23 protein-coding genes are annotated in these 25,135 nt (G+C 34.4%); 16 read left to right on the plus strand and 7 right to left on the minus strand.

The window, feature by feature from the left end; all coding sequences use genetic code 11:
- Window positions 1–64: 64 nt before the first annotated feature.
- Window positions 65–955, minus strand: a complete 891-nt coding sequence (locus BR43_RS12935; protein WP_034562600.1) for a LysR family transcriptional regulator — start codon at window positions 953–955, stop codon at window positions 65–67.
- A 217-nt stretch (window positions 956–1,172) separates the two neighbouring features.
- Here BR43_RS12935 and BR43_RS12940 point away from each other — a divergent pair, with 217 nt between their 5' ends.
- A complete protein-coding gene (locus tag BR43_RS12940; RefSeq protein ID WP_034562602.1) occupies window positions 1,173–2,024 on the plus strand; it encodes a hypothetical protein in 852 nt (283 codons plus the stop codon).
- 65 nt (window positions 2,025–2,089) lie between these two features.
- On the opposite strand, the gene BR43_RS19240 is transcribed toward BR43_RS12940, so the two are convergent.
- A complete protein-coding gene (locus BR43_RS19240) occupies window positions 2,090–2,656 on the minus strand; it encodes a CPBP family intramembrane glutamic endopeptidase (protein ID WP_169741059.1) in 567 nt (188 codons plus the stop codon).
- A gap of 452 nt (window positions 2,657–3,108) precedes the next feature.
- On the opposite strand from BR43_RS19240, the gene BR43_RS12950 reads away from it, so the two are divergent.
- The 5 genes from BR43_RS12950 to BR43_RS12970 all read left to right on the plus strand — a co-directional run bounded on the left by BR43_RS12950 (window position 3,109) and on the right by BR43_RS12970 (window position 8,137).
- Window positions 3,109–4,440 (plus strand): ABC transporter substrate-binding protein, encoded by a 1,332-nt coding sequence (locus tag BR43_RS12950; RefSeq protein ID WP_034562604.1) that lies wholly within the window; start codon window positions 3,109–3,111, stop codon window positions 4,438–4,440.
- A gap of 76 nt (window positions 4,441–4,516) precedes the next feature.
- Window positions 4,517–5,401 (plus strand): carbohydrate ABC transporter permease, encoded by an 885-nt coding sequence (locus tag BR43_RS12955; protein WP_342668050.1) that lies wholly within the window; start codon window positions 4,517–4,519, stop codon window positions 5,399–5,401.
- Window positions 5,391–6,209 (plus strand): carbohydrate ABC transporter permease, encoded by an 819-nt coding sequence (locus tag BR43_RS12960; protein WP_034562606.1) that lies wholly within the window; start codon window positions 5,391–5,393, stop codon window positions 6,207–6,209. Before BR43_RS12955 ends, BR43_RS12960 begins: the two co-directional genes overlap by 11 nt.
- 19 nt (window positions 6,210–6,228) lie before the next feature.
- Entirely contained in the window at window positions 6,229–7,374 is a 1,146-nt protein-coding gene (locus tag BR43_RS12965; protein ID WP_034562609.1) for an ABC transporter ATP-binding protein, read from the plus strand.
- Window positions 7,334–8,137, plus strand: a complete 804-nt coding sequence (locus BR43_RS12970) for a metallophosphoesterase family protein (RefSeq protein ID WP_034562611.1) — start codon at window positions 7,334–7,336, stop codon at window positions 8,135–8,137. The genes BR43_RS12965 and BR43_RS12970 overlap by 41 nt, the downstream gene beginning before the upstream one ends.
- 66 nt (window positions 8,138–8,203) lie before the next feature.
- Here the strand turns inward: BR43_RS12970 and BR43_RS12975 are convergent, their stop codons facing one another.
- Window positions 8,204–8,761, minus strand: coding sequence for a hypothetical protein (locus tag BR43_RS12975; protein ID WP_034562614.1), 558 nt, complete (start codon window positions 8,759–8,761; stop codon window positions 8,204–8,206).
- A 341-nt stretch (window positions 8,762–9,102) separates the two neighbouring features.
- Here BR43_RS12975 and BR43_RS12980 point away from each other — a divergent pair, with 341 nt between their 5' ends.
- A complete protein-coding gene (locus tag BR43_RS12980; RefSeq protein WP_034562617.1) occupies window positions 9,103–9,396 on the plus strand; it encodes a hypothetical protein in 294 nt (97 codons plus the stop codon).
- Window positions 9,397–9,691: 295 nt separating this feature from the next.
- Here the strand turns inward: BR43_RS12980 and BR43_RS12985 are convergent, their stop codons facing one another.
- Both BR43_RS12985 and BR43_RS12990 read right to left on the minus strand, forming a co-directional pair.
- On the minus strand, window positions 9,692–10,942 hold the full coding sequence (locus BR43_RS12985) for a voltage-gated chloride channel family protein (protein WP_245617864.1): 1,251 nt from the start codon (window positions 10,940–10,942) through the stop codon (window positions 9,692–9,694).
- A 27-nt stretch (window positions 10,943–10,969) separates the two neighbouring features.
- A complete protein-coding gene (locus BR43_RS12990; RefSeq protein ID WP_157464033.1) occupies window positions 10,970–12,124 on the minus strand; it encodes an ROK family transcriptional regulator in 1,155 nt (384 codons plus the stop codon).
- Between the two features lie 190 nt (window positions 12,125–12,314).
- On the opposite strand from BR43_RS12990, the gene xylA reads away from it, so the two are divergent.
- Together xylA and xylB are read left to right on the plus strand one after the other, a co-directional pair.
- Complete coding sequence (gene xylA / locus BR43_RS12995; RefSeq protein WP_034562621.1) at window positions 12,315–13,622, plus strand: xylose isomerase; 1,308 nt, start codon at window positions 12,315–12,317, stop codon at window positions 13,620–13,622.
- 80 nt (window positions 13,623–13,702) lie between these two features.
- The gene (gene xylB, locus BR43_RS13000) at window positions 13,703–15,184 is read left to right on the plus strand and encodes a xylulokinase (protein WP_034562623.1); all 1,482 of its coding nucleotides are present in this window, start codon (window positions 13,703–13,705) and stop codon (window positions 15,182–15,184) included.
- 64 nt (window positions 15,185–15,248) lie between these two features.
- On the opposite strand, the gene BR43_RS13005 is transcribed toward xylB, so the two are convergent.
- The gene (locus BR43_RS13005; protein ID WP_034562625.1) at window positions 15,249–15,965 is read right to left on the minus strand and encodes a GntR family transcriptional regulator; all 717 of its coding nucleotides are present in this window, start codon (window positions 15,963–15,965) and stop codon (window positions 15,249–15,251) included.
- A gap of 166 nt (window positions 15,966–16,131) precedes the next feature.
- On the opposite strand from BR43_RS13005, the gene BR43_RS13010 reads away from it, so the two are divergent.
- The 5 genes from BR43_RS13010 (at window position 16,132) to BR43_RS13030 (ending at window position 20,298) form a co-directional block, all read left to right on the plus strand.
- Window positions 16,132–17,544, plus strand: a complete 1,413-nt coding sequence (locus tag BR43_RS13010) for a glycoside hydrolase family 1 protein (RefSeq protein WP_034562627.1) — start codon at window positions 16,132–16,134, stop codon at window positions 17,542–17,544.
- Between the two features lie 11 nt (window positions 17,545–17,555).
- Window positions 17,556–18,890, plus strand: a complete 1,335-nt coding sequence (locus BR43_RS13015) for a PTS sugar transporter subunit IIC (RefSeq protein WP_034562628.1) — start codon at window positions 17,556–17,558, stop codon at window positions 18,888–18,890.
- 16 nt (window positions 18,891–18,906) lie between these two features.
- Complete coding sequence (locus BR43_RS13020; protein ID WP_034562630.1) at window positions 18,907–19,203, plus strand: PTS sugar transporter subunit IIB; 297 nt, start codon at window positions 18,907–18,909, stop codon at window positions 19,201–19,203.
- A gap of 27 nt (window positions 19,204–19,230) precedes the next feature.
- Entirely contained in the window at window positions 19,231–19,545 is a 315-nt protein-coding gene (locus BR43_RS13025; RefSeq protein WP_034562632.1) for a PTS sugar transporter subunit IIA, read from the plus strand.
- 309 nt (window positions 19,546–19,854) lie between these two features.
- The gene (locus BR43_RS13030) at window positions 19,855–20,298 is read left to right on the plus strand and encodes an SRPBCC family protein (protein ID WP_034562633.1); all 444 of its coding nucleotides are present in this window, start codon (window positions 19,855–19,857) and stop codon (window positions 20,296–20,298) included.
- A gap of 121 nt (window positions 20,299–20,419) precedes the next feature.
- Here BR43_RS13030 and BR43_RS13035 read toward each other — a convergent pair whose 3' ends face one another.
- On the minus strand, window positions 20,420–21,292 hold the full coding sequence (locus tag BR43_RS13035) for a helix-turn-helix domain-containing protein (protein ID WP_245617865.1): 873 nt from the start codon (window positions 21,290–21,292) through the stop codon (window positions 20,420–20,422).
- A 299-nt stretch (window positions 21,293–21,591) separates the two neighbouring features.
- Here BR43_RS13035 and BR43_RS13040 point away from each other — a divergent pair, with 299 nt between their 5' ends.
- Both BR43_RS13040 and BR43_RS13045 read left to right on the plus strand, forming a co-directional pair.
- Window positions 21,592–23,346 carry an ABC transporter ATP-binding protein gene (locus BR43_RS13040; protein ID WP_034562637.1) on the plus strand — a complete coding sequence of 585 codons (1,755 nt, stop codon included), beginning with the start codon at window positions 21,592–21,594 and terminating at the stop codon, window positions 23,344–23,346.
- On the plus strand, window positions 23,339–25,120 hold the full coding sequence (locus BR43_RS13045; RefSeq protein ID WP_034562639.1) for an ABC transporter ATP-binding protein: 1,782 nt from the start codon (window positions 23,339–23,341) through the stop codon (window positions 25,118–25,120). The genes BR43_RS13040 and BR43_RS13045 overlap by 8 nt, the downstream gene beginning before the upstream one ends.
- Window positions 25,121–25,135 lie beyond the last annotated feature (15 nt).

Here is a 25,135-nt window from a genome sequence, read left to right on the forward strand (position 1 = left end):
CAGAATAGAGGATTTATTTTTATGAGAAGTTAGTCCATAGACTATCTGTATTGACTGAAAAAATTTAGTTCATTGTTAGTTTAGCACTAGTTATAAATTGTTTCATAATTGTTTCCAGTTCAATTAAAGTATGGTTATTTTTTTTATAACAGAAATAAATAGTTGAAACTAAAAAATCTGAGATAGGAGTCGATTCAATTATTTTCAATAAACCTAATTCTAATTCTTCATGGATAGAACTATGTGGCAGAAAGGCAAAGCCAATTCCTTGTAAAAGAAAGCTTTTAATGACTTCACTGTGAGCTAACTTCATTGTTGAAAGTTGTGGATAATGATCTTGAATACAAGGAATGATTTCTTCCGTGTAGTAAGGAAGTTCATTAGTTAGCATCCGATGATTATTGACTAATGATTGAAAAGATATATTAGAGAATTTAGACGTATTTGAAACGACTAGTACAATTCGATCTTCTAAAATTTTTTTGTACGTCATATTTTTACTTTTAGGTTTAATTCGAGATAAACCAAAATCTATTTTATTTACTAAAATTTCACGTTCAATTTCAATTGATTTTATAACATCAATGGTTAAATCAATTTTAGGATGGTATTGAAATAAGTACTGACAAAATTTAGGCATCATATTAATAGCGATAGAAGGTGCTGTTGCACAAGAATATGTAGTATTAAAAATCTGATCAAAATGACTGATATTCTCCAATCCTTGATTAAATTCTTCCATCATTTTTTCAGCAGTAAGCAAGAATATTTTCCCACCAGAGGTTAATTCAATATTCCGTCCGTTTTTTTCAAATAGTTTTGTATTTAAAGCTTTTTCTAAATTTTTTATATGTAAACTAACAGTTGGTTGAGCCATATATAGTTTTTCTGCAGTGATGCTGTAGTTACTGTACTTAGCAGCAGTGATAAAAGTTTGAAGCCATTTTAATGCCAAATAAATTCTTCCCCTCTGAGCAATTTATTACGAAACATGATAGATAAAATGTTAATTACTTATTAGAATTGTTAGTGTGCTTATTATATACTAAAATTACTAAGTAAATCTATCTAAATATTTAGTAAATTATAAATCAAGGAGGAATATAGTTAAGATTAAGATCGTAGCAGAGTCTTAAAATGAAATAATCAGTATATATTGGAGGAGTGATTTGATGAAAAAAATGACAAAAGTATTAAGTTTGGTAATTGTCGCAACAGGGATGTTGTTTGTTAATGGAGGGAATGCATCAGCAGAATATTGGAGTGGATATCCAAACCGGGATGAAACACCGTATGCCTATATTCCAAATGCTGATGTAAGAGATGTATTATCACATATAGCAAAAGTAAATAAAAGTGAATTATATGAAAATTATGGATTAATTGAAAAAGAAAAATTAGCTGAAATAACTGGTGACGTTAGTCTGGAAATGGAAACGTATAGTTTAGATGGATTTCAATATGCAGTAAATAGTACATCTTTTGATTCTGAAGCAACTTTTGCAGTGGATTATCGTCCTTTAGAAAATTTGACCAAAGTAGAAAAATTCAGAGAATATAGTGGACCGATGTATTCAATTGATTTCTTGAAAAATATGACAAATTTAAAAGATGTTTATATAAGAATATCAGCTCGTACTGATTATGAAAGTGAATATGGCAGTATAGATAAAGCGCTAAGACCAATTGTTGATCTTTCTACTGTAGATAACTTAGAAAATTTGACATATTTTAATATTATTGAAGAACCTAGAGAAGCTCAAGCAATTTCTATGAAAAAGAGCATGACTCAGTATCAATTAGTTGATCCGATTATTTTATCAAAACAATTTGAAGATGCAGCAGTAGAATATAGTTCAAGTGATACGAACTTTACAATTGAAGATGGTGTAATGACCTGGAATAATCTAGATCCAAGTGTTACAGAATTGCATTATAGCTGGGATGCAAGCCATGATAATGAGAAAATTGATGGAACGTTTAAATTTTCAGGTGAAACGATTATTCCTCTTAACTGGAAATAAAACGATAAAAAATCCGATTGGTTGATTTATAAACCAATTGGATTTTTTTATTTGAGTTAAACGATTTAGTGCATCACCAAAGCAGTCAAAATAGCAACAATAAAAACAGTCCAGTCGTATAAAACGTGAGATAGCCAAGAAATATAAATATTCTTGGTTTTCATATAAACTAGTGTAAAGGGAATTCTTGCTAGGGAAATAATAAGTAAGCATTGGAGTAAATTCCAGTTATACGTTGGCAAATGCAGTAAACCAAAGCCGATACTAGTGACGATCAATGCAAGAATACCAGCCTTTTTCTCAGAGATAGAGTAGCTTGTTAGTAAACGTAGGAGCATTAGAAACGGTAAAATAGTTAATAATTCTTCACCAAGAAGCTGAGGCAACGTTGTCAGTAAACGCAGAATTATTGTGAGAAAATCACCTGTGAATTCATCCGTAATTGGGTTTCCACTAGTAGGAACCTTAAGAGCGGTGAGTAGAAAGGCACTAGCCGCAGCTAAGATAAAGCTAGCAAAATAGGCAAGAAATCCCCATTTTATCTGTTTTTTTTCAACGTTTAAGAAAATATCTCGGTAATGTAAACCTAATACTTTAACGCCAATCATCCCAGCAATAAAAATGGCAAACATAGTAAGAGGAGGAAAAGGGTCAAAAGAAAGCAATAAGAAACCAATGCTTAAAAGAATTAGCGTGCTAATTGAATTTTTTAAATGAATAGATGGGAAAATCATAATGAATCAACCTTTCTGAGTGGAAGTGATGAAACGCTAAAAAAAATTTGTTTGATGAAATTAAGTAAATTAATCCTTGAATTGGCTCAATGATACCATAGTTGATTTGGATTTTAAAATAAAAGGATTAACTTTTAAAGATAAGCGAATAGTGACTATCTGTATTTTTTTTATTATAGAGTCAAAAAATTCAAGTTACGGTTATCAATCAAAGCTAAATACAAAATTACATAAAAGATACAAACTTTACTTTTTATTTTCAGCAAATTAATAGTCTTTCTTTATACTCAAAGAGACCTGTCTATAAAACAAGTCAATGATGTTTAACAAAAAAAACATGGAGGTTAGGGATGAAAAAGAAAAAATGGCTTTTTGGATTGATCGCAACATTGGGTGTCGTTGGATTATCTGCTTGTGGAGCAACAAGCTCTAGTACAACAAGCTCCAGTACAACGAATTCCAACAGTTCAAGTGGTTCAACAGAGAAGAATAAGCCAGTTACAATTGAATACTGGCATGTGAACGCCGATACGCAAGGAGGTAAAACGGTTAACGAGCTAGTTGAGGGATACAATAACTCTCAAAATAAAGTCAAAGTTGTTGCAAAATTCAATCCAGATATGTACAAAGGGTTAATGCAAAACTTACAAGCTTCAGTTGCCTCTAATACAATTCCTGATGTTGTGCAAGTCGGATGGGCATTTAAAGATTATTTCTCTGGAAATTTCAAATACACTGATCCGGCAGATTTAGTGAAGGAAGTCGATCCTAAAAATGCGAATTATTTTAAAGAGAATTTTTTAGATAATATTATGAATTTAGCTAAAAAAGATAACAAATATGTCGGTATCCCTTATTCAATTAGTAATCCCGTGTTATATATAAATAAAGATTTGTTAAAAGCAGCAGGACTTGATGAAAATGGACCTAAGACCTGGGAAGAAGTGAAAGAATTTTCTAAAATCCTAAAAGAAAAAACCAATAAATATGGAATATATATCCAAGAACCCGCTGACAGCTGGGCAACACAAGCACTATTAGAAAGCAATGGAGCCCAATTCATTAAAGATGGTAAGGCGGCTTTTGCCTCTAAAGAAGGGATTGCGGCGTATCAAAACTATCAAGAGATGGTTGTTAAAGATCAGTCGGCATTGCATACGACTTGGGAACAAGGAATTCAAAGTTTTATTGATGGAAATGTAGCAATGCTGTATACAACAATTGCACAACGAAATAATGTTCAAAGTAATGTTAAGTTTAACGTGACAGCTATTAAATCACCGACTTGGAAAGGCAAAGAAGCCAAGTTGCCTGCTGGTGGAGCGATGTTAGCTGTGACGTCGACAGATAAAGAGAAAAGAGCAGCCACTTGGGATTTTCTAAAATATCTGTATAGCGTTGAATCTTTAGCAAAATGGACAAAAGGAACGGGATATGTCCCACCAAGAAAAGATGTAGCAGAATCAGAGAAGGGATTGAAACAATTCTTAGAAGAGAATAAAATGATGACCCCTGCGATTGAACAAATGAATGGCATGGTGAACTGGGCAGCATTCCCTGGAAGTGCTGGCTTAGAAGCTGAACAAAAATTATTAGATATGCGGGACAAAATTCTTTCTGGCGAAGATGCAAGTAAAATTATGGAACAAACACAAAAGGAAATCAATGATTTACTGAAATAATGAGTAAAACTTAGTCAAGTAAAAGCACAAAAGGGACTATTCCTATGTGCTTTTACTTTATAAAGGAGATTGTTAGATGAAAAAAATGTTTCAACGACATTTAGGTTACATTTACTTGCTTCCCTCCTTAACAATTCTAACATTATTTGTACTATATCCATTACTCTATACCGTTTATCTGAGTTTTTTTGATTGGAATATGGTAGCGCCTGTTAAGAAATTCGTAGGAATTGGGAATTATCAAAAAGTTTTGACAGATCCTGTATTTCATAAAGTTCTTGGCAACACATTAATCTACACCATCTTTTTTATCCTATTTAGCTGTTTATTTCCCTATATAGTGGCATTTTTAATGGATGTTGTGATTGTCAAAATGAAGGAAGTTTACAAACCAATTTTCTTTGTCCCAGCGGTAATTTCTTTAGTGATTGTCTCAATGGTTTTTACTTGGATCTTAAATCCTGTTTCAGGTCCAATTGCGATTATTGCAAAAAGTATCGGTTTAACAATGCCAATGTGGATGAATTTAAATGGTTGGGTTATTGCAGTAATTTCTTGGATTACTACCTGGAAAGTTTTTGGGTATAACTTTATCGTTCTTTATTCAGCGATTGTAGGAATTGATCGAGAAATTATCGATTCAGCAAAGTTGGATAAGGTTCCAACATGGAAAATATTTTTGAAAATCGTGTTGCCGATGAGTAGCTCGACAGGGATTTATGTCTTGATTTTAACCGTTGTTCAAGGACTGCAATATGTGTTTACGCCAATTAAAATTATTACAAAAGGTGGACCAAATAATGGCAGTTCAAATATTATTTATTACACATACCAAAAAGCCTTTGAAATGTATAAAGTTGGTGAATCTTCTGCAATTTCCGTCCTAACCTTAATTCTCTTTATTCTCATGTTAGTTTTGATCTTTAAGTTTATTGAAAAAGGAGTCTATTATGAAAACTAGCAAGCAACGACTGGTTCATCTTCTATTCTTCATAATTACTTTAGGCATACTTTATCCGATTTTATTTATTATTTCTAATTCCTTTAAACCATTGAAGGAAGCCTATAATACGATTTTAAACTTAATTCCACAAAATTTTACGCTAGACAATTTCACGTATTTATTTAAAAATTTGCCACTTTTAGAGATTACTTGGAATACTTTTTTTGTTGCTACGGTTATAACTGTAGTCAAGCTTATTATTGCGTTTTTTGCAGCATATAGTTTTACGTATTATCGAATCAAAGGTAAAAAAACAATCTACTTTTTAATTATTAGTACGTTATTTATTCCCTTTACGGCATCGATGATTCCTAATTATTTGCTGATTGCTCAATTGAATCTGATTGATACTTCATGGGGTGTGATTTTGCCACAGCTTGCAGATGCGATGGGGATTTTTCTACTAACTCAAACCATGCGAGGAATTCCAGTTAGTTTATTGGAAGTAGCGGAGATTGACAATATTAGCCAATGGACCATTATGCGAAAAATTGTGTTTCCACTTTCCCGTCATGCGATTACATCAACAGGCATCTGGTTTTTTATTACATCATGGAATGAATTTGTCTGGCCAGTGCTTATTTTAAAATCGACTGAAAGATATACGTTGCCTTTAGCGATGCAAACGTATATTAGCTCAGAAGGTGGAACGAATTTTACTGTAGCGATGTCGATCAGCTTAATTACTATGATTGTTCCGTTACTATTGTATACACTATTCCAGAAATATATTATCGGAACGTTTATCTCCACGGGAATTAAATAGAAGCAAGTAGGAGGCAGTTATGGGGAAAACAATTGCATTAAAAAATCTTTCTAAACAATATGGAGAAAATCCAATTTTACATGAAATTAATTTAACTATTGAAGCGGGAGAACGAATTGTTTTACTAGGTCCTTCTGGTTCAGGAAAATCAACTTTATTAAGAATGATTGCAGGCTTGGAGGACATTACTTCTGGTGATTTACAATTAGATGGTAAAAAAGCCAATCATCTTGAAAGTGGTGCAAGAGATATTGCGATGGTGTTTCAAAATTATGCTTTGTATCCTCATATGACGGTTGCTGAAAATATTGTCTTTGCTTTGAAAGCCAATAAAGTTCCCAAAAAAGAGATTCAGCATCGTTTAGAGGAATCTTTAGAGATGCTAGGATTAGTACCTTTTAAGAATCGCCTTCCGAAAGATTTGTCTGGTGGACAACGACAAAGAACGGCATTAGCACGAGCAGTAGTGAAACGTACGGATTACTTTCTGTTAGATGAGCCACTTTCAAATCTAGATGTTCGCTTAAGATTAGATGCTCGTAAGGAGTTAGTTAAGATTCATGAAAAATACCAGCAGACCTTTGTTTATGTTACCCACGATCAAATCGAAGCTATGACTTTAGCTCATCGAATTGTGTTATTAAATGAAGGGCATATCCAAATGGTTGATACACCGGAGAATGTCTATAATCGCCCCAATAATGCTTTTACAGCTGCCTTTATTGGCTCACCTGGAATGAATTTATTAAGAGGAGCTTATGAAAATGGTGGCATAAAAGTAGCCAATCAACGAGTAATCTTGAGTGAGAAGTGGCAATTATTTCTTCAGCAACAATCTTCAACTAATGAAGTGTTGCTAGGGATTCGACCAGAACATTTGCAGGTATCGGTTTCTCAGGGAGATTTAAAAGGGGAGATTAAATACTCTGAATTGCTGGGACAAAATTATGCTCTTACGGTTTTAGTGGATTCGCTAGAGGTGACAGTTTTAAGTGAGACCTCTAAATGGAAAATAGGCGACAACGTTTATTTGCAAATCAAACAAGAAAAATTGCATTTTTTTTCAACAGAAACACAGTTAAATATAGGCTATCCAGCTCAATTAGAGGAAGGAGAAACAATAAATGAGATTTCTACACCTTTCGGACACCCATATTATGAATGATTATCAACAGAATAAGTTAATGAACCAATTATTCAGTGAGGATCGTAATCCTGTTATTTATTTAAAAAATGTTTTGCAGAAAGTAGCTGCAGAAAAAATCGACTTTGTTTTAATTACGGGAGATTTGGTTCATGAAGGAGCAAAAGAAGATTATGACTTGTTCAAAAGTATCTGGCAAGACTATTTGCCTGACACGCCTTATTTTTTCTGTCGTGGTAACCATGATCGAAGAGACGTATTTGCAGATGGGATGGGAGTGGCAACGAATGAACAAAATGATTATATTGCCCTTAATGAATTCAAAGGCTTACGAATTATTAGCTTAGATACGGCGCAAGATTTGCACCATGAAGGGAAAATCTCTATTCAACAGATGGAACAATTAAAAGACTGGTTAAGTGTTCCAGCGGAAAAAGGGACACTGCTTTTGTTGCATCATCCTTTGGCTTGGGAAGAAGCAGGTATCGCAACAGAAACACCAGCTGGATTTACCGAAATAATTGCTAATAGTGATATTCTTGGGATTTTTGTAGGGCATATTCATCAAGGGACAACTGCAAGCTATGGAGGGAAAAATCAATATATGACAGAGGCGATTTCTTTTGGTGTTGATGAATTTTCAGATGAGTCGGTATTTACCGACCGAACAGGGTACAATAGCTGTTCGTTAACCGAGAATGGATTAGTTGTTTATCAGCATGGTTTAACTCCAAAGCAATCGATTTTAGGGCGAATTCCTAAACCTATTGAAGGGAATTTTTAACTAAAATAAAAGAAAACCTAAATCAGTCAGGGATCAGCGTCCTGATTGATTTAGGTCTATTAGTAGTTAGGCATATTCATAAATAAGCGGTTTTTTAACCTTTTGAATCTGAAGTAAGTAATTTGAAATAGTGCCTGTGTATATATGTGTAAAGATTTTTAGATTTTGTAAATCCTGCGGTGTAACCATATGGGGTTTTTTACTAAATTGATAAACACCACTATCAGTGAGAATCGTTGCGATAAATTCTGAACAAAAGAAGGCATGATTCCGTTGGTAGTCAATCTTTACAGCTAATGCGATAAGTCCTAGTAAGTTATAGCGTAATTGTTCTTTATTTTGATGGAAATAATCCAATTGTTCTTTAATTTGATGATATTCTTCAAAGCTAAGCTCACAAGAATAAATCGTACAGCGAGCATTTAAGAAAAACTCATGCGAAATATCTTCAGTTACAAAACCTCCAATAAAAGGGTTATGCATCTCTTTACGTCCAAAACTAGATAAGTCATCAAGGTTTGGTGTTAAGGCGATGGAGGCATGGTTATAACTGGCTTTAGTATATAATTTAATGGTTTTGGATAAAAGGCTACTAGTAGCGGTGAGTACTAAGTAAAGCTGCATATATAAATCCCCGTTTCTAATGACAATCGGTTAGTAAGTTAACTGTTTATCTTATTATTATACATGAAAATCATCAAGATTTATATGGACCTTTAGTCTTATAAGATAAAGCTTTCTTATTTTTTTTAATTTTAATGCAAATTTTTGATAAAATATACAGAATATATCATTCGTTATTGTTTTTAATTTTGTTATTTTTATGTTATCGTAATTAATGTAAAAGTTTTTCAAAGCTTATTATATAAGAATTACTTAGATATTAAAAAAGGGATAGTTTAAATAAATTAGTTAGTATAGTTATTTTATTTTTCGTTGATATTAAAAGATTGGGGAAATGAATTATGAGCCAGATGCAATTAAAATGTTTTATTGAAATCATGCTGAATTTAATTGAAGATAATGAATGGGAAGATACTTGTCATTTATTAGGTATTGAAGAAGATCATGAGACTCATATTATTAGTGAAATGCGTCATAACAAAGAAAATATTTTTACTGAAACTGCATCTGCCTATATGGAAGTTTGTATGAAGGAACATGCATCGATTGATTATGAAGATGAGCATTATAAAGAAATGTCATTAAGAGAATGGCTGATTCATAACCGTCCAGAAGTTCCGTTCTTGTATATTTAAATATTAAAAATAGCAAAGCTTAAAAAGTTAGATAAACAGACTAACTTTTTAAGCTTTTTTTGGAAAAGCTAAGTTTTAATCAAAAATAAAGCATCCTTTTATAAAGATAAGCAAAATTAACTTGATTCAAATCTAGTTAAATAAGATGGAATGTATAGATTTTTAATTGTGAAAGAAAAGGATGTAGCAATTGTATACAATGCCAAAAAACCGCCATAATTCAAAGGATAAATAGCAAAAATACCAGTTAAGGTTTCTGTAATAAAGAAACCTTAACTGGTATTTTAGTAATTAATCATTCATTCATTTCAAATAATGTGGCCTTTTTGATATGAATCAATTGTGATTCATAGATGCCAGAATTTCCAGAAAATAGATAGCTGATAACACAGATTAGAAATAAATAAGGCAAAGCATCTGTCCCGAATAGTTCTAATCCCATAATAAAACAAGCGATTGGTGTATTTGTAGCTCCAGCAAAAACACCGATAAAACCTAGACCTGCTAAAAAAGGAATGGATATTCCTAGAATCGGTGCTAAAGTACTCCCTAATGTAGCTCCCATCACAAATAATGGAGTGACTTCGCCACCTTGAAAGCCGGTACTTAAGGTCACAGAGGTAAAGAGTAACTTTAAAATAAAGGCATAGGGCGCAGAATCTCCTGAAAAAGCCTGTTGCAGTAAAGGTAAACTTAATCCTAAATAATCTCTAGTTCCAAGGAGCAAAACCAATACAATAATAAAAGAACCACCTAAAAAACTTTTTAAAACAGGATTTGGAAACCATTCTTTCCATTTGTTTTTAAGATAATCTGTTAATCGACTGAATAAACGTCCAGTTAATCCGAATAAAATAGCTGCAAACATTAATTTAATTACAAGAGTAACCGTTGTAGTAGGTATGTTTCCCATTGAATAATGAGTATGGGTAGCACCAAGATAAATCGCCATCCAGTTTGCAACAAGTGCAGCCCATAGGCTAGGAAAGAGTGCTTCTTCACGAAAAATTCCTAAGGCTAAAACTTCTAAAGCGAATAATGTACCAGCAATTGGTGTGCCAAATACTGAACTAAAACCAGCACTCATACCACAAATAATTAAGATGCGCCGTTCTTTTTGATTGATTTTAAACAGTCGTCCTACAAAGTCAGCGGTAGCTCCTCCCATCTGCACAGCAGTTCCTTCACGACCAGCGGAGCCACCGAATAAATGAGTGGCAAGTGTTCCAATTAATGTCAAAGGAATCAAGCGAAAGGGAACCCGTTCTGTCCCTCCATTTGCCTGCTCAATCACTAAGTTGTTGCCACGAACTGCATTTTTCCCAAATTTTAAATAAGAATAACTAATCAATGCGCCAGCGACAGGTAGAAAATAAAGCAAGAACGTATAATTTATGCGTAATTCGGTAACTGTGGCTAAGCTGTTTAAAAAAAGAGTAGATAAAGCCCCAGTTAAGGCACCTACGACACTTCCATAAAGTAGCCATTTGATCAAATACGTGCTAACTTTTAGGAAATCCGCCTCTTTTATTTTTTGAATCCACAAGGTAATCTTCCTTTCTAGATGAGTCTTTTAAGGGACTAGTATTAGTTTTTTGACATGTAAAAATTTTTGAATACTGAGGGCCGCGCCACCTAACAAGGATGCATAAGCACCTAGTTCTGAGTTAAGGATGGGAACATGTTGATTAAAGACGTTCTTACTATTTTGTTGAATTTCAGGAATCAATGTCGGAATCTTCCGAATCAAGGAACTATTGAGATAGACTAAATCAGGACTATACAATGCAATCACATTATTGATTCCGATTGCTAAATAGCTAGCGGTTTCGTTAAGTAATTTTTTAGCAAAGGGATTCCCTTCTTTAAGAGCTTGAATAAAGTCTTCCGTAGTTGCAGTGGGTTGTTTAGTTTCTTGTCTAAATTCAGCCAAAATAGCTTTTTCAGAACAGTATTGCTCTAGACAGCCATGATTGCCACAAGGACAAGGTCGACCATTTGGAATTAAAATTGTATGTCCAATCTCGCCGCTACGACCATCATGCCCATGATAAAGCTGTTCATTCAAAATAACGCCAGCCCCAATCCCACTATGAATGCTAATACTCACCATATTTGGCTGAAGGGTAGAAAAAATATGTTCAGCATAAGCAGTTAAATTCGCTTCATTTTCTAGATAGATAGGCAAGTTTAATCTTTCATATAATAATTGATGTAATGGAAGTTGATCCAAGTCGTAATAAGGTGTAAATAAAATCATATTTTCATGGACAATCCCATGAATAGCTAAGGTCACACCAATAATTCCATAAGGTGTTTCAGGGCTGATCTGTTGATAACTAGCGACTAGTTGTTCAATGGAATGGACAATTGTTTCTTTCGTCATCAAGCGGCTAGTTTCTATTTTTTCTTCTAAAATATGTCCATCTAGATAGGTAAGTACTGAAGACAGTGAGTCATAGCCAACATCAATACTTAGTGCTAAACCAGCCTGATGATTGAATTGCAATAGAATCGGTTTGCGTCCTCCAGAAGTTGTACTCATACCAATTCCTGTTTCATTGACTAATTGATTTTCCATTAATTTTTTGACAATCTCAGAAACTGTAGCTTTGTTCAAGCCTGTTATTTGAGCAAGAGCAGCTCTTGAAATGGTTTTGGCAGCAATAATTTCTGCTAGGACAACATTTTCATTTTGCTCCCGAATTACGTATTTATTAATAAACACAAACATCTCTCCTTAATTAGCTGCATGTACATGAATACTTTTATTTTACAGGAAGTTGACTAGTATTGAAATGAAGAACTGCTTTTTATCTAAAATGAAAGCGATTGACAAATGGAGAACGATACTATAAGATAAATTTAATTAAGTTTGTTTGATGTACAAACTAACTGAAAATAGGAGGAACAAAAAAATGACTTATTTCCCAAATGTAGACAAAGTTCTTTATGAAGGTCCTGATTCAACAAACATGCTTGCTTTTCATCATTACAATCCTGAGGAAATAATTAACGGGAAAACAATGAAAGAGCATTTGCGTTTTGCCGTTGCCTATTGGCATACTATGACTCAAGATGGTTCAGATCCTTTTGGTGCGGCAGTAAATGTTCGGACGTGGTTAACAGATGATCCAATGGAAACTGCTAAAAATCGAGTAACCGCTATTTTTGAATTTTTAACTAAAATTGATGCACCCTATTTTTGCTTCCATGATGTTGATATAGCACCAGAAGGCAATTCATTAAAAGAATTTAATCGTAATTTAGATGACATTACAGATTTAATTAAAGCTAAGATGGATGAAACTGGAATTAAACTTTTATGGAATACAGCAAATATGTTTACGAATCCACGGTTTATTCATGGTGCTGCTTCTAGTCCAAATGCTGAAGTTTTCGCATATGCAGCAGCGCAAGTAAAAAAGGGATTAGAGCTAAGTAAAAAGTTAGGCGGAGAAAACTATGTCTTTTGGGGTGGACGTGAAGGCTATGAAACTTTATTAAATACAGATATGAAATTTGAACAAGAAAATAGTGCACGTTTATTCCATATGGCTATTGATTACGCCAAAGAAATTGGTCATCAGGTTCAATTCTTAATTGAGCCAAAACCAATGGAACCAACGAAGCACCAGTATGATTTTGATGCAGCAACAACGATGGCATTTTTATTAAAATACAATTTAGACCAAGATTTTAAATTAAATTTAGAAGCCAATCATGCAACATTAGCAGGTCATACTTTTGAACATGAATTAAATGTAGCTAGAAACTATAATGCCTTAGGTTCGATTGATGCGAATCAAGGAGACGTTCTCTTAGGTTGGGATACAGATGAGTTTCCGACAGATCTACAAGCGGCAACCTTAGCTATGTATGAAGTTGTTGAAAATGGCGGAATTGCTCCAGGTGGGATTAACTTTGATTCTAAAGTGCGCCGTTCTTCATTTGAGATGGATGATTTATTTATTGCCCATATTGCCGGGATGGATACATTTGCTCGTGGCTTTAAAGCGGCATTGAGATTGAAAGCCGATGGATTTTTTGATACCCTTAAAGCAGAACGATACGCTAGCTATCAAACGGGAATTGGTGCGGATATTTTAGCAAATAAAATGGATTTAAAGAGCTTAGAACAATATGCATTAGCACACGACCAAATTACCAATCAATCTTCGCATATTGAATATGTAAAATCAAAATTAAACGACTATTTAGTGTAATTCAATGAAAGCATCCTTTTTAGAGAAATGTCTTAAAGAGGGTGCTTTTTGCAAAATAAAGAAAAGAAGGAGTTCGTGGGATGGAGTATGTAGTAGGAATTGATTTAGGAACGAGTTCTTTAAAGGGGATTTTAGTGAACCCAGAAGGAAGCATTCTTGCCACAGCCTCTGCAAGTTATGCTGTTGAAACTACGCAAGTTGGCTATAGTGAGCAACACCCCGAAATTTGGATTGAAGCAACTAAAAAGGTCATAACTCAGTTGATTCAAGAAGTTCCGACTATTTTAGATTATTTAGTAGGGATTAGTTTTTCAGGGCAAATGCATAGCTTAGTTTTATTAAATCAAGAAAATCAACCATTACGTAAGGCAATTTTATGGAATGATGTCCGAACAACGTCACAATGTGAAAGAGTGATGTCAGAGTTTGGCGAAGAGTTATTGGCAATTACGAAAAATCGTGCATTAGAAGGTTTTACATTGCCTAAACTTTTATGGGTGAAGGAGAATGAACCAGAAATCTGGCAACAAGCTGCGCATTTCCTTTTGCCTAAAGATTATTTGGGATTTTGGCTAACTGGAAAGCAACACATGGATTATTCAGATGCAGCTGGGACATTGCTTTTAGATGTAGTTCAACAACAATGGTCAATGGAGATTGCGGATCAATTTGCAATTCCAGCAAAACTATTCCCTAAATTAGTAGCATCGAATGAAAAAATTGGGGAGTTACGCACAGAATTAGCAACGGAATTTGGTTTTAAACAAAGGATTTCGGTTTTTGCAGGAGGTGCAGACAATGCTTGTGGTGCGCTAGGTGCGGGCATTATTGCAGAAGGAGTGGGAATGTGTAGCATTGGAACATCGGGTGTTTTCTTAAGCTATGAAGCTTCTGGAGAAAAAGAGTACCAAGGGCAGTTGCACATATTTAACCATACCGTAACCGATAGTTTTTATTCAATGGGTGTAACCTTATCTGCTGGGCATAGCTTGACGTGGTTTAAAGAAACCTTTGCTGAAAATCAAAGTTATGAAGAGTTGTTGACAGGTATTGAGGATTTACCAATTGGTTCGGCGGGGTTGTTATTTACTCCTTATATTGTTGGTGAGCGGACGCCTTATGTTGATAGTCAGATTCGTGGAAGTTTTATTGGGATTGATACGAATCATACAAAAAAACATTTTGCCAAAGCGGTTCTAGAAGGAATTACATTTTCACTAAAAGATTCACAACAACTGATGGAAATGTACGCTAATCGACAATTTAAACGGATTGTTTCAGTCGGCGGTGGTGCTAAAAATGCTGCGTGGTTGCAAATGCAAGCCGATATTTTTAATGCAACGATTATGACTCTCACAGCTGAAGAAGGTCCAGCGATGGGAGCGGCAATGTTGGCTGCGATGGGAAGTGGCTGGTTTTCTAGCTTTGAAGCATGTGCCGCGGCTTTTGTAAGCTATCAAAAAGAATACCAACCGATTGCCGCAAATGTAGCAGCTTATCAAAAGGTTTATTCTTCCTATCAAAAAGTCTATCCTGCTACAAAAATAGTAGTCGACAATTGAAAGAATAACACCAAAAAAGTCCAAAATCACAGGGAAAACCTGATTTTTGGACTTTTTTACATAGTTAATTTTGCACAAACACTGTTTCAAACACAAAATCTTCATAACGATGACGAGTAAAGGAATATTCAAAAATTCGACCATCTTCTAAATGCGCAATTTTTTCAATTTCCATAATAAATGAAGACGAAGGTAATTCTAATAATTCATTGTCTTCCTCTGAAGGGTGGTCGCCACGAATCCAAACATGAGCGCGTTGCATTTTTAGACCTAACTCATCACGAATATAATTATAAATAGAATCTTCTAAATGCTTTGGTTCCAAACCGACGATAATCGAAAGAGGCATATATGTATGCTCAATGGAGTAAGGTTTGTGGTTAACGGAACGCAAACGCACAATTTTATAAATATAGCCATTGTCTTCAATTTCTAACTTTTTTGCTACATCATCCGTTGGTTTTTCAATTGAAAATTGCAGGATTTTGGAAGAAATATGCTGTTTACCAACAGTATTGACTAAGCCGGCAGTTGGTCCTAAGGCAATCGTTCCACCATTTGTAGAAGTGCCTTTAATAAAAGTACCAGAACCACGGCGGCGAACCATCATCCCCTCTTTCACTAATAAATCTAAGGCTTTTTTGACGGTTAATTTACTGCAATCATAGTCTAAGGCCAAGGTATCGCCATCTGGAATTTTCTCATCTAGTTGATAGAAACCAGTATTAATTTTCTCTTTGATATCTATATATATTTGCCGATATTTGGGAACAGCACTCACTACTTCTCAACTCCTTATGTTTCTTTATTACCCCAACTATACCATGAAATGCTCTTTTTCTCTATAAAAATAGCTTTTAAATTAAAAGTATATAACTTTAAATAAAAGTGTTTACTTTTGTTTTTGTTTGCGTTATGATGTTTTTGTAAAGAAAGGGGATACAAAAATGAATCAACAATTAAATTTTCCAAAGGACTTTTGGTGGGGATCGGCTTGGTCAGCAGAACAAGCGGAAGGTCGAGGCGACACTGGTAAGGCAGAAACGGTATGGGAGCATTGGTTTAAAGAGGAACCGAATCGCTTTTACAATCGGATTAGTTCAGAGGTAACAACTGATCATTTTAATCGTTATCAAGAAGATGTCCAATTGATGAAACAGACAGGGCATAATTCATTTAGACTTTCTATCTCTTGGGCTAGAATGTTTCCAGATGGTGGCGTTGGGACTGTGAATCCAAAAGCGATTACTTTTTATCGTAAGTTAATGACTGAAATGAATGAAAACGGAATCAAACCATTTGTAAATCTCTATCATTTTGATATGCCATTTTTATTACAAGAAAAAGGCGGCTGGGAATCACGTGAAGTTGTGGATGCTTATGTTCGTTTTGCAACGACTTGTTTTGAAGAATTTGGCGATTTGGTTTATCATTGGTTTACCTTCAATGAACCGTTAGGACCAATTCTAGGCAGTTATTTAGAAGGATTTCATTATCCAGGGATTGTTGATTTTAAACGTGGTGCGCAAGCTGCATTTCATACTATTCTAGCTCATGCATTGGCGATTGAAGCGTTCAAGAAACAAGGATATTCATCTAAGATTGGTGTTATTTTAAATCTAAGTCCAACATATCCACGGAGTCAAAATCCAGCAGATATCGAGGCAGCCGAAATCGTTGATGCGCTTTATACAAGAAGTTTCCTTGATCCAATGGTGAAAGGAACATTCCCAACGAAGTTAGTAGAGTTATTAAAAGAATATCATCAAATGCCTGAATTTGAAGAACAAGACTTAGTTATTATTAAGGAAAATACAGCGCAAATTCTTGGCTTAAATTATTACGAACCACGTCGTGTGAAGGCCCGTTTAACTGGAATTAATCCTAATGGTCCCTTTTTACCAGAATGGTTCTATGAAAACTACGATATGCCAGGGAAAAGAATGAATGTCTATCGTGGTTGGGAGATTTATGAAAAAGGTATCTATGATTTATGTCTGGATATTCGTGATAATTATGGCAACATTGAAGCCTTTATTTCTGAAAATGGAATGGGCGTGGCTGATGAAGAACGATTTATGGATGAAACGGGTCAAGTAATTGATGAGTATCGAATTGACTATATTAAAGATCATTTAGCCTATGTGCATAAGGCGATTCAGGAAGGTTGTCAGATCAAAGGGTATCATTTATGGACATTTATTGATTGTTGGTCTTGGATTAACACCTATAAAAATCGTTACGGTTTAGTTTCGTTAGATTTAGCAACACAAAAAAGAACGATTAAAAAAAGTGGTGAATTTTATCAAAAAATGAGTCAGGACAATGGTTTTGACTATGATGTAAGTAAATTAGTATAGGAGGAAGAACAATGACAGAATCAGCGAATAAGAAGACTATTGCTGACCGATTCGCCTACGTTGCACAGAAAATGGGAGGACAAATCCATCTAAGAACTCTTAGAGATGCGTTTGCTTCTATAATGCCCTTTATGATTTTAGCTGGTTTCATGACCTTGATAAATTATGTTGTCTTAGAACCAACAGGTTTTATGGGGAAATTTATTAAGCCTGAAACTTTAACAACATGGCAATCGATAGGAACGTCTATTTCTAATGGGACGTTGAATATTATGACCCTTCTTGTAGCGGTAGCCATCTCATATCACCTTTGTATGAATCGCGGGTATAAGAATGTAATTGCTCCGATTTTAGTAGCACTATCAACCATGATTGTGATTACACCATTATCAACACTTTTCACTCCTGAGGGATCAAAAACAGAATTTGTCGTTTCAGGTGTCATTCCAATAAGCTACACAAGCGCTTCGGGGATGTTTGTCGGAATTATCGTCGGTTTGTTAGCTACAGATATGTTCATCAAGCTTTCTTCAAATGAAAAGCTACAAATCAATATTGCTGGTAATATTCCACCAGCAGTAATTAAATCATTTAATGTATTAATTCCAATTATGTTAAATGTCTTGATTTTTGCAGTAGCATCATTTGCCTTGAATCAATTATTTTCAATGGATTTTAATACCTTAATTACAACGATTGTGACGAAGCCGTTGAGCTATGTCACTACTAGCTTACCTGGTTTCCTATTAATCACTACGATTGCGAACTTATTCTTTGGTTTTGGGATTCATCAAGCTGTTATTTCAGGTGCATTGCTTGATCCGTTCCTATTGCAAAATATGCAAGACAATATGTTAGCCTATGCCAACCATGAAGAGATTCCTCATATTATTAATATGGCTTTCAAAGATACATTTGCAGTAATGGGTGGTTCTGGAAATACGATTGCGTTATTAATTGCGATTTTTATCTTTAGTAAACGAAATGATTATCGTGATGTCTCTAAAATGTCTTTAATGCCATCGATTTTCAATATTAGTGAACCGATTATCTTTGGATTGCCGATTGTCTTTAATCCAACGCTGATTATTCCTTTTGTGCTTGCCCCAATCTTTTCACTAACTGTAGCATATTACGCTACGGCAGCCGGATTAATTAGCCATGTCGTTGTGCAAACACCTTGGACAACGCCACCAATTATTTCAGGATTTTTAGCAACTGGTGGAGATTGGCGCGCCGCAGCATTACAGTTCGTCATCATCGTTATTACAGTGTTCATTTACTTGCCTTTCTTAAAAATCGATGAACGCGTAAATCAAATGCAATTAGCAGATTCAGAAAACTAAAGGAGCGAAAACAATCATGAAAAATATTTTATTAGTGTGTAATCAAGGAATGTCGACTAGTTTTTTAGTAGAAAAAATGAAAGTAGCTGCAACAGAATCAGCTATAGAAGCTAAGATTTGGGCAGTTTCAGATGCTGAGTTACATGAGAATTGGGAACAGGCTGATGTTATTTTGTTAGGCCCACAAGTTGGTTATTTAAAAGCCAATACAGAAAATGTAACCAACCACTCTAAACCAGTTGAAGTAATTGATTTTGTTGATTATGGTCGAGTAAATGGCAAAGCTGTATTAGACAAAGCGATGAGTTTATAAATTTAAAGACGAGGGAGTTGCTAGAAAATGGATGGAATTGAATTGATTGCTTTTCAGATTATTAGTAATGTTGGAACTGCAAAATCCAACTTTATAGAAGCGTTAGAATTGGCGAAGCAGAAAGATTTTGAGGGTTCAGATGCTTTAATTAAAGAAGGTGAAAAGTATTTAATTGAAGGTCATAAGATTCATAGCAAAATTGTTCAAAATGAAGCCCAAGGCAATAAAACGGAATTCTCTATTTTATTGATGCATGCAGAAGATCAATTTATGAGTTCAGAGACGTTAAAATTAGTCATTGTGGAACTAATTCAAATGCGTAAGGAATATCAAGCAGGTTAATTAAATAGAAAAAGCTAAAGCAATTAGAAGATTCATTCTAATTGCTTTTTTTATGATTAAACTAATAATATGCGATCATAAAATAAAAATTATCAATTAATGATCTAAGTAGTGTTCAAAAGTAGATAATTTTAATGTGACGTTATTTAATTTTTGATTGTAATCATTTAGTATAATGGTTATGAGTAACATGATTGTTTAGAAAACGTTATATAAGTTTTTGATTTAATTACTAGAGGGAGTAAGGTTAAAGAGGGGGCGAGGATTAGCGTGTAGCATTAATAAAATAATAGAGGGGATGGATTGACTATGGGGAATCCAATTTATGAAAATGAATTAGAAATGGCAGCATCAATTGGTGTGATTCGTGAGTATCTTCGAGATCCAAAGAAAATTCCAGAGTGGAATAGTGGCGTTACCCATGTAATCAAAGTTTCTGGTACAACGATGGAATACACCTTGATTCGAGTTTATCAGTCTAAAAGAGTAAAAGAACATCTAACCATTAGCTATCTAAATAAGGATGTGATTAATTTCAAAGTAGGTGGTGGCAAGATTGACTATCAAATGAAATTTTCTTTAACGAAACTAGCAGAGAATCGCACACTGATTCGGGAGAGTATCTATATCTTGGAAACCAATGATCGAATTGTAAATGATTTTTCGGAAGTCATTAAACCATTTATGAGAGCAGCGTTTAAAGATAATTTATCTGATTTAAAGGCTTATTTTGCCAAAGAAAAAATTGAGTGAGATGCATTTCTAAAATAGAAAAAACCCCAAGAAACCCATTTTACAAATGGTGATTTTTTGGGGTTTTTTGACTTTTATGCAAATCTTCAGTTCTAATCTAAGCACTTTTTTCTTATTTAAACTAACTACTGCGTCTTAAAAAAGCCGATGGTGGCTTTCCATAATATTTTTTAAAGAGTTTGCTAAAATAATAGGCATCATTGTAGCCTACTAAGTTTGCGGCTTCTTTAACCGTGATATCGGTTTCATTTTCCATTAACTCTTTGGCACGAGTTAAACGTAATTTAATTAGATAATTGATTGGAGATTCACCGGTTTCTTCTTTAAATACACGAGAAATATATGTTGGGCTAATGTAGAGGGTTTGAGATAAGGTTGAAAGACTGACTTCCTCAGTATGATGTTTTTCTAAATAATGAATAATATCGTTTACAATAGTTTGTTTTTCTTGTTCTTCATAAGATAATTTTAATGCGTTGCTTTCTAGTTGGTTGGAGCGAGCATCTCGTAAAATATAAATAATTAATTTCATCACTAAAGTTTTTAACATCAAGTCATAGCCAGCTTTTCCTTTAGCTTTCTCTACCAAAATTTCTCGACAAACTGCAAAAAATTCAGCATGAAAATCTTGTAAATCCAATATTGACGTGTTAAAAGGAAAATGATCTCTTGGGAATCCTTGTAACATAAAATTCCGGAATCCAATATGAATTTGTGTGCTATCCATATCTGCGGTGTATCGTTCATGATGGTAGACACCAGGATTAAATAATAGAACCGTTTCCTTTTCTAAATAGATGGTTTCGTCTTCAATCATGTATTCTACCGAACCATCCATAATAATCGACATTTCTAAAAAGTCATGATGGTGATGTTGACCTTCTGATGGTCCCGTGTTGTGGCAATCAAAAATATACAAAATCTCAGGGTTAAATGTTTTTGAATTTAGTTGTAGCACAATATTCACCTCTTTCAAGCGCTTTCTTACTATCATTTCTCTATTTTAACGTTATTTTTACAGATGGTAAAGGTTATAGTGAAAAAAAGAGTCTTTATTTTAATTAAAAAAGTAGAATCTTGCTTTCATTTGCTAAAAGAATTTTGTGAATAAAAATAGTAGCCGTTTTTTGGTATGAATTCAGGGAATTCTTCTCGTAAGTTGTCCTGTTTTTGATTGAGCTAGAATAAAGAATTTACTCCATCTTAATTAAGAGAAATGACCATTCTTTTTTGACTCACTATCCATTAATCTATAACAATAACAAGATTAAAAGCGCTTTAGGAGGGATTTTAATGGAAAGTATCAAATGGGTATGGCGATATGCTAAAGTTTATCAAGGACCTGCAATTTTAGCTACATTTTTAGTTTTGGTCGCATCGATTTTAAGTATTGTCTATCCACTACTAGGTGGTCGATTAGTGGACGAGGTCATCGATCAAGGTAAGGTGAATTTATTAGTGCCATTATTAGGCGGCATGATTGGTGTCGCATTTATTCGGACGATTCTGCGTTATTCGTATCAGATTTTATTTGAACGTATTGGACAGAATACATTATTTAAAATTCGTGAGGATTTGTATATGAAGTTACAGGAATTAGATTTTAATTTCTTTAACCATACGCGAGTAGGAGATATTATGGCTCGGATGACTGGAGATACAGATGCAATTCGTCATTTTGTATCATGGGTATTTTACAATCTTCTTGAGAATTTATTGTTATTTATTTGTGCGGTAGTTGTCATGGCAACGATTGATTGGCGTTTAATGTTAGCGTTAGTAGCTGTTACCCCGCTGATTGGTTTTTTAACAATGAGAATGTCAGCGAAGGCTCAACCTATTTTTTATGAGATCCGAGAAAGTTTTTCACGACTTAACTCAATGGTAGAAGAGAATATTAGTGGAAATCGAGTTGTGAAAGCTTTTACCAGAGAAGACTATGAGATTGAGAAATTTAACCGTCATAATGAAGAGTTTAAGCAACGAAATATTGAATCAGCCAATGTTTCTATGCGCTACTTACCTGTTTTAGATTCATTAGCTAGTAGTTTAACGATTATTACCTTAGTACTAGGTGGTTATTTTGTGATTATTGGACAAATGACTTTAGGCGATTTAGTCGCATTTAACGGCTTTTTATGGATGCTGAATATGCCGATGCGTATGAGTGGTTGGCTGATTAACGATGTGCAACGTTTTATTGCTTCTTCTTTTAAAATTCGGGAAATGCTAAATGAAAAATCACGAATTCCGATTGTTTCTGAAAAGCCAGCGGAAGATTTAAAAGGCTATGTTGAATTTAATGATGTCTCTTTTCATTTTGAAGATGATCCTGAAACTGAAGTTTTAAGTCATATTTCATTAAAAGCTGAACCAGGTCAAACCATTGGGATATTGGGAGAAACAGGTTCTGGGAAGTCAACCTTGGTAAATTTAATTGCGCGTTTTTATGATCCTAGCTCTGGAACAGTTTATATTGATGGTGTTGATGCTAGAAAATGGCATGTTCGGGAATTAAGAGATCATATCGCTATTGTCATGCAAGATATTTTCCTGTTTTCAGATACGATTGAAGAAAATATTTCCTTTGGTGTTCCGGGATCAGATAGTCAAGAAGTAGAACGGATGGCACGAATTGCCGATGCAAATCATTTTATTGAAAAGATGCCAGAAGGATATGCCACAATTGTAGGTGAGCGCGGTGTTGGATTATCGGGTGGACAAAAGCAACGGATTTCACTGGCACGAGCGTTAATGAAAAATCCAGCTATTCTAATTTTAGACGACACAACATCTGCGGTGGACATGGAAACTGAAACAAAGATTCAAGGCGAGTTAGACCAGATTACGGTCAACAAGACAACGTTTATTATTGCCCATCGAATCTCTTCAGTGAAAGATGCGGATGAAATTCTGATTATGGATCATGGGAAAATTATTGAACGTGGTACACATGAAGATTTATTAGCGTACAAGGGCTATTATTATGAAGTTTACAATAAACAATTAGGAAATTTTGATGAAGCGGAGGTGAATCAAAATGGCTAGAAATAAATTTGATGTAGATGAGGAGTTAGAACAGGAATTTAATACAGAACATTATAAACGTCTACTCGGATATGTAAAACCTTATAAAAAACCAATTTCATTGACACTACTAGTTATTTTACTAGCAAATATAGCTGCTATGCTAGGTCCTTATTTTACTAAATTGGTCATTGATGATGTCATTCCTAATAAGAATATGACCATGTTATGGTGGCTGGCAGTAGCCTTCATTTTATCAGTAATTGTAACGGGTTGGTGTATGCGGTACCGAATTCAATCGATTACATTAATCGGACAAGATATGCTGAAGGATATGCGTTCAGACATCTTTGAGCATTTGCAAAAATTACCTTTTTCCTATTTTGATAGTCGACCACATGGAAAGATCTTAATTCGAGTAGTAAATTATATTAACACGTTAAGCGACTTGCTATCAAATGGATTGATTAATTTGATTTCGGATATTTTAAGTGTTGTGATTACGCTGATATTTATGATGGCAATTGATTTTAAGCTAACTTTATATAGTTTATCCTTGCTACCAGTCTTGTTTGTTTTTGTGATGGTTATTAAAAATAAACAGCGGAAGGCTTATCAGGTGTTAAGCAACAAGCAGTCGAATATGAATGCTTATATTCATGAAAGTATTGCTGGGATTAAAGTCACTCAATCATTTTCACGAGAGAATGAAAATTATAGTATTTTTTCAGAAGTCAGCAATGACTATCGTTCTTCGTGGATGCATGCAGTTAAAGTGCAATTCTTATTATGGCCTGGTGTGCAAAATATTGCTGTAATCACGACAAGCTTGATTTACTTTGTTGGGATTCGTGGTCTAGGTGTAGAGGTTTCAACAGGAACATTGATTGCTTTTGTTGGTTATGTAAACAACTTTTGGAATCCTGTGATTAATATTGGGAATTTCTATAATTCATTGATTACAGCAACAGCTTATTTAGAACGAATTTTTGAAACATTGGATGTGGAACCAGAGATTAAAGATGCGCCAGATGCTTTTGAATTGCCACCAATTAAGGGGGATGTCAGCTTTCGCAATGTGACATTTCGTTATGAGGCAGGAAAAGATATTCTAAAAGATATCTCATTTCATGTAAAGCCTGGTGAATCGATAGCTTTGGTTGGTCCAACAGGAGCTGGAAAAACAACAGTCATTAACTTGTTAAGCCGTTTTTATGACATCAATGAAGGAGAAATCTTAATTGATGGTGTTGATATTCGGAAAGTAACCTTACATTCATTGCGAAAACAAATGGGTGTCATGTTACAAGATACTTTTATTTTCTCAGGAACAATTCTAGAGAATATTCGTTATGGAAAGTTGGATGCAACAGAGGAAGAGATTATTGCAGCTGCCAAAGTTGTACGGGCCCATGATTTTATTGTGGAATTAAAAGAAGGCTATCAGACTGCGGTGAAGGAACGCGGAAGTACATTATCAGCTGGGCAGCGTCAATTGATTTCATTTGCTCGAGCGTTATTGGCGAATCCAAAAATCTTGATTCTAGATGAAGCAACATCCAGTATTGATACAAAAACCGAAACCTTACTACAAGATGGTCTGGATAAATTATTAGAAGGGCGAACTTCCTTTATTATTGCTCATCGACTATCAACAATTAAAAATAGTACTCGGATTTTTTATATTGATCAAGGAACTATTCAAGAAGCAGGAAGTCACGATGAATTAATGGCTGAAAAAGGACATTATTATCAACTTTACCAGTCGCAATTCGACTTGCTACAAGAAATGTAAATCAACAAAATAAGC

The organism is Carnobacterium gallinarum DSM 4847 (assembly GCF_000744375.1).
Classification (GTDB): domain Bacteria; phylum Bacillota; class Bacilli; order Lactobacillales; family Carnobacteriaceae; genus Carnobacterium; species Carnobacterium gallinarum.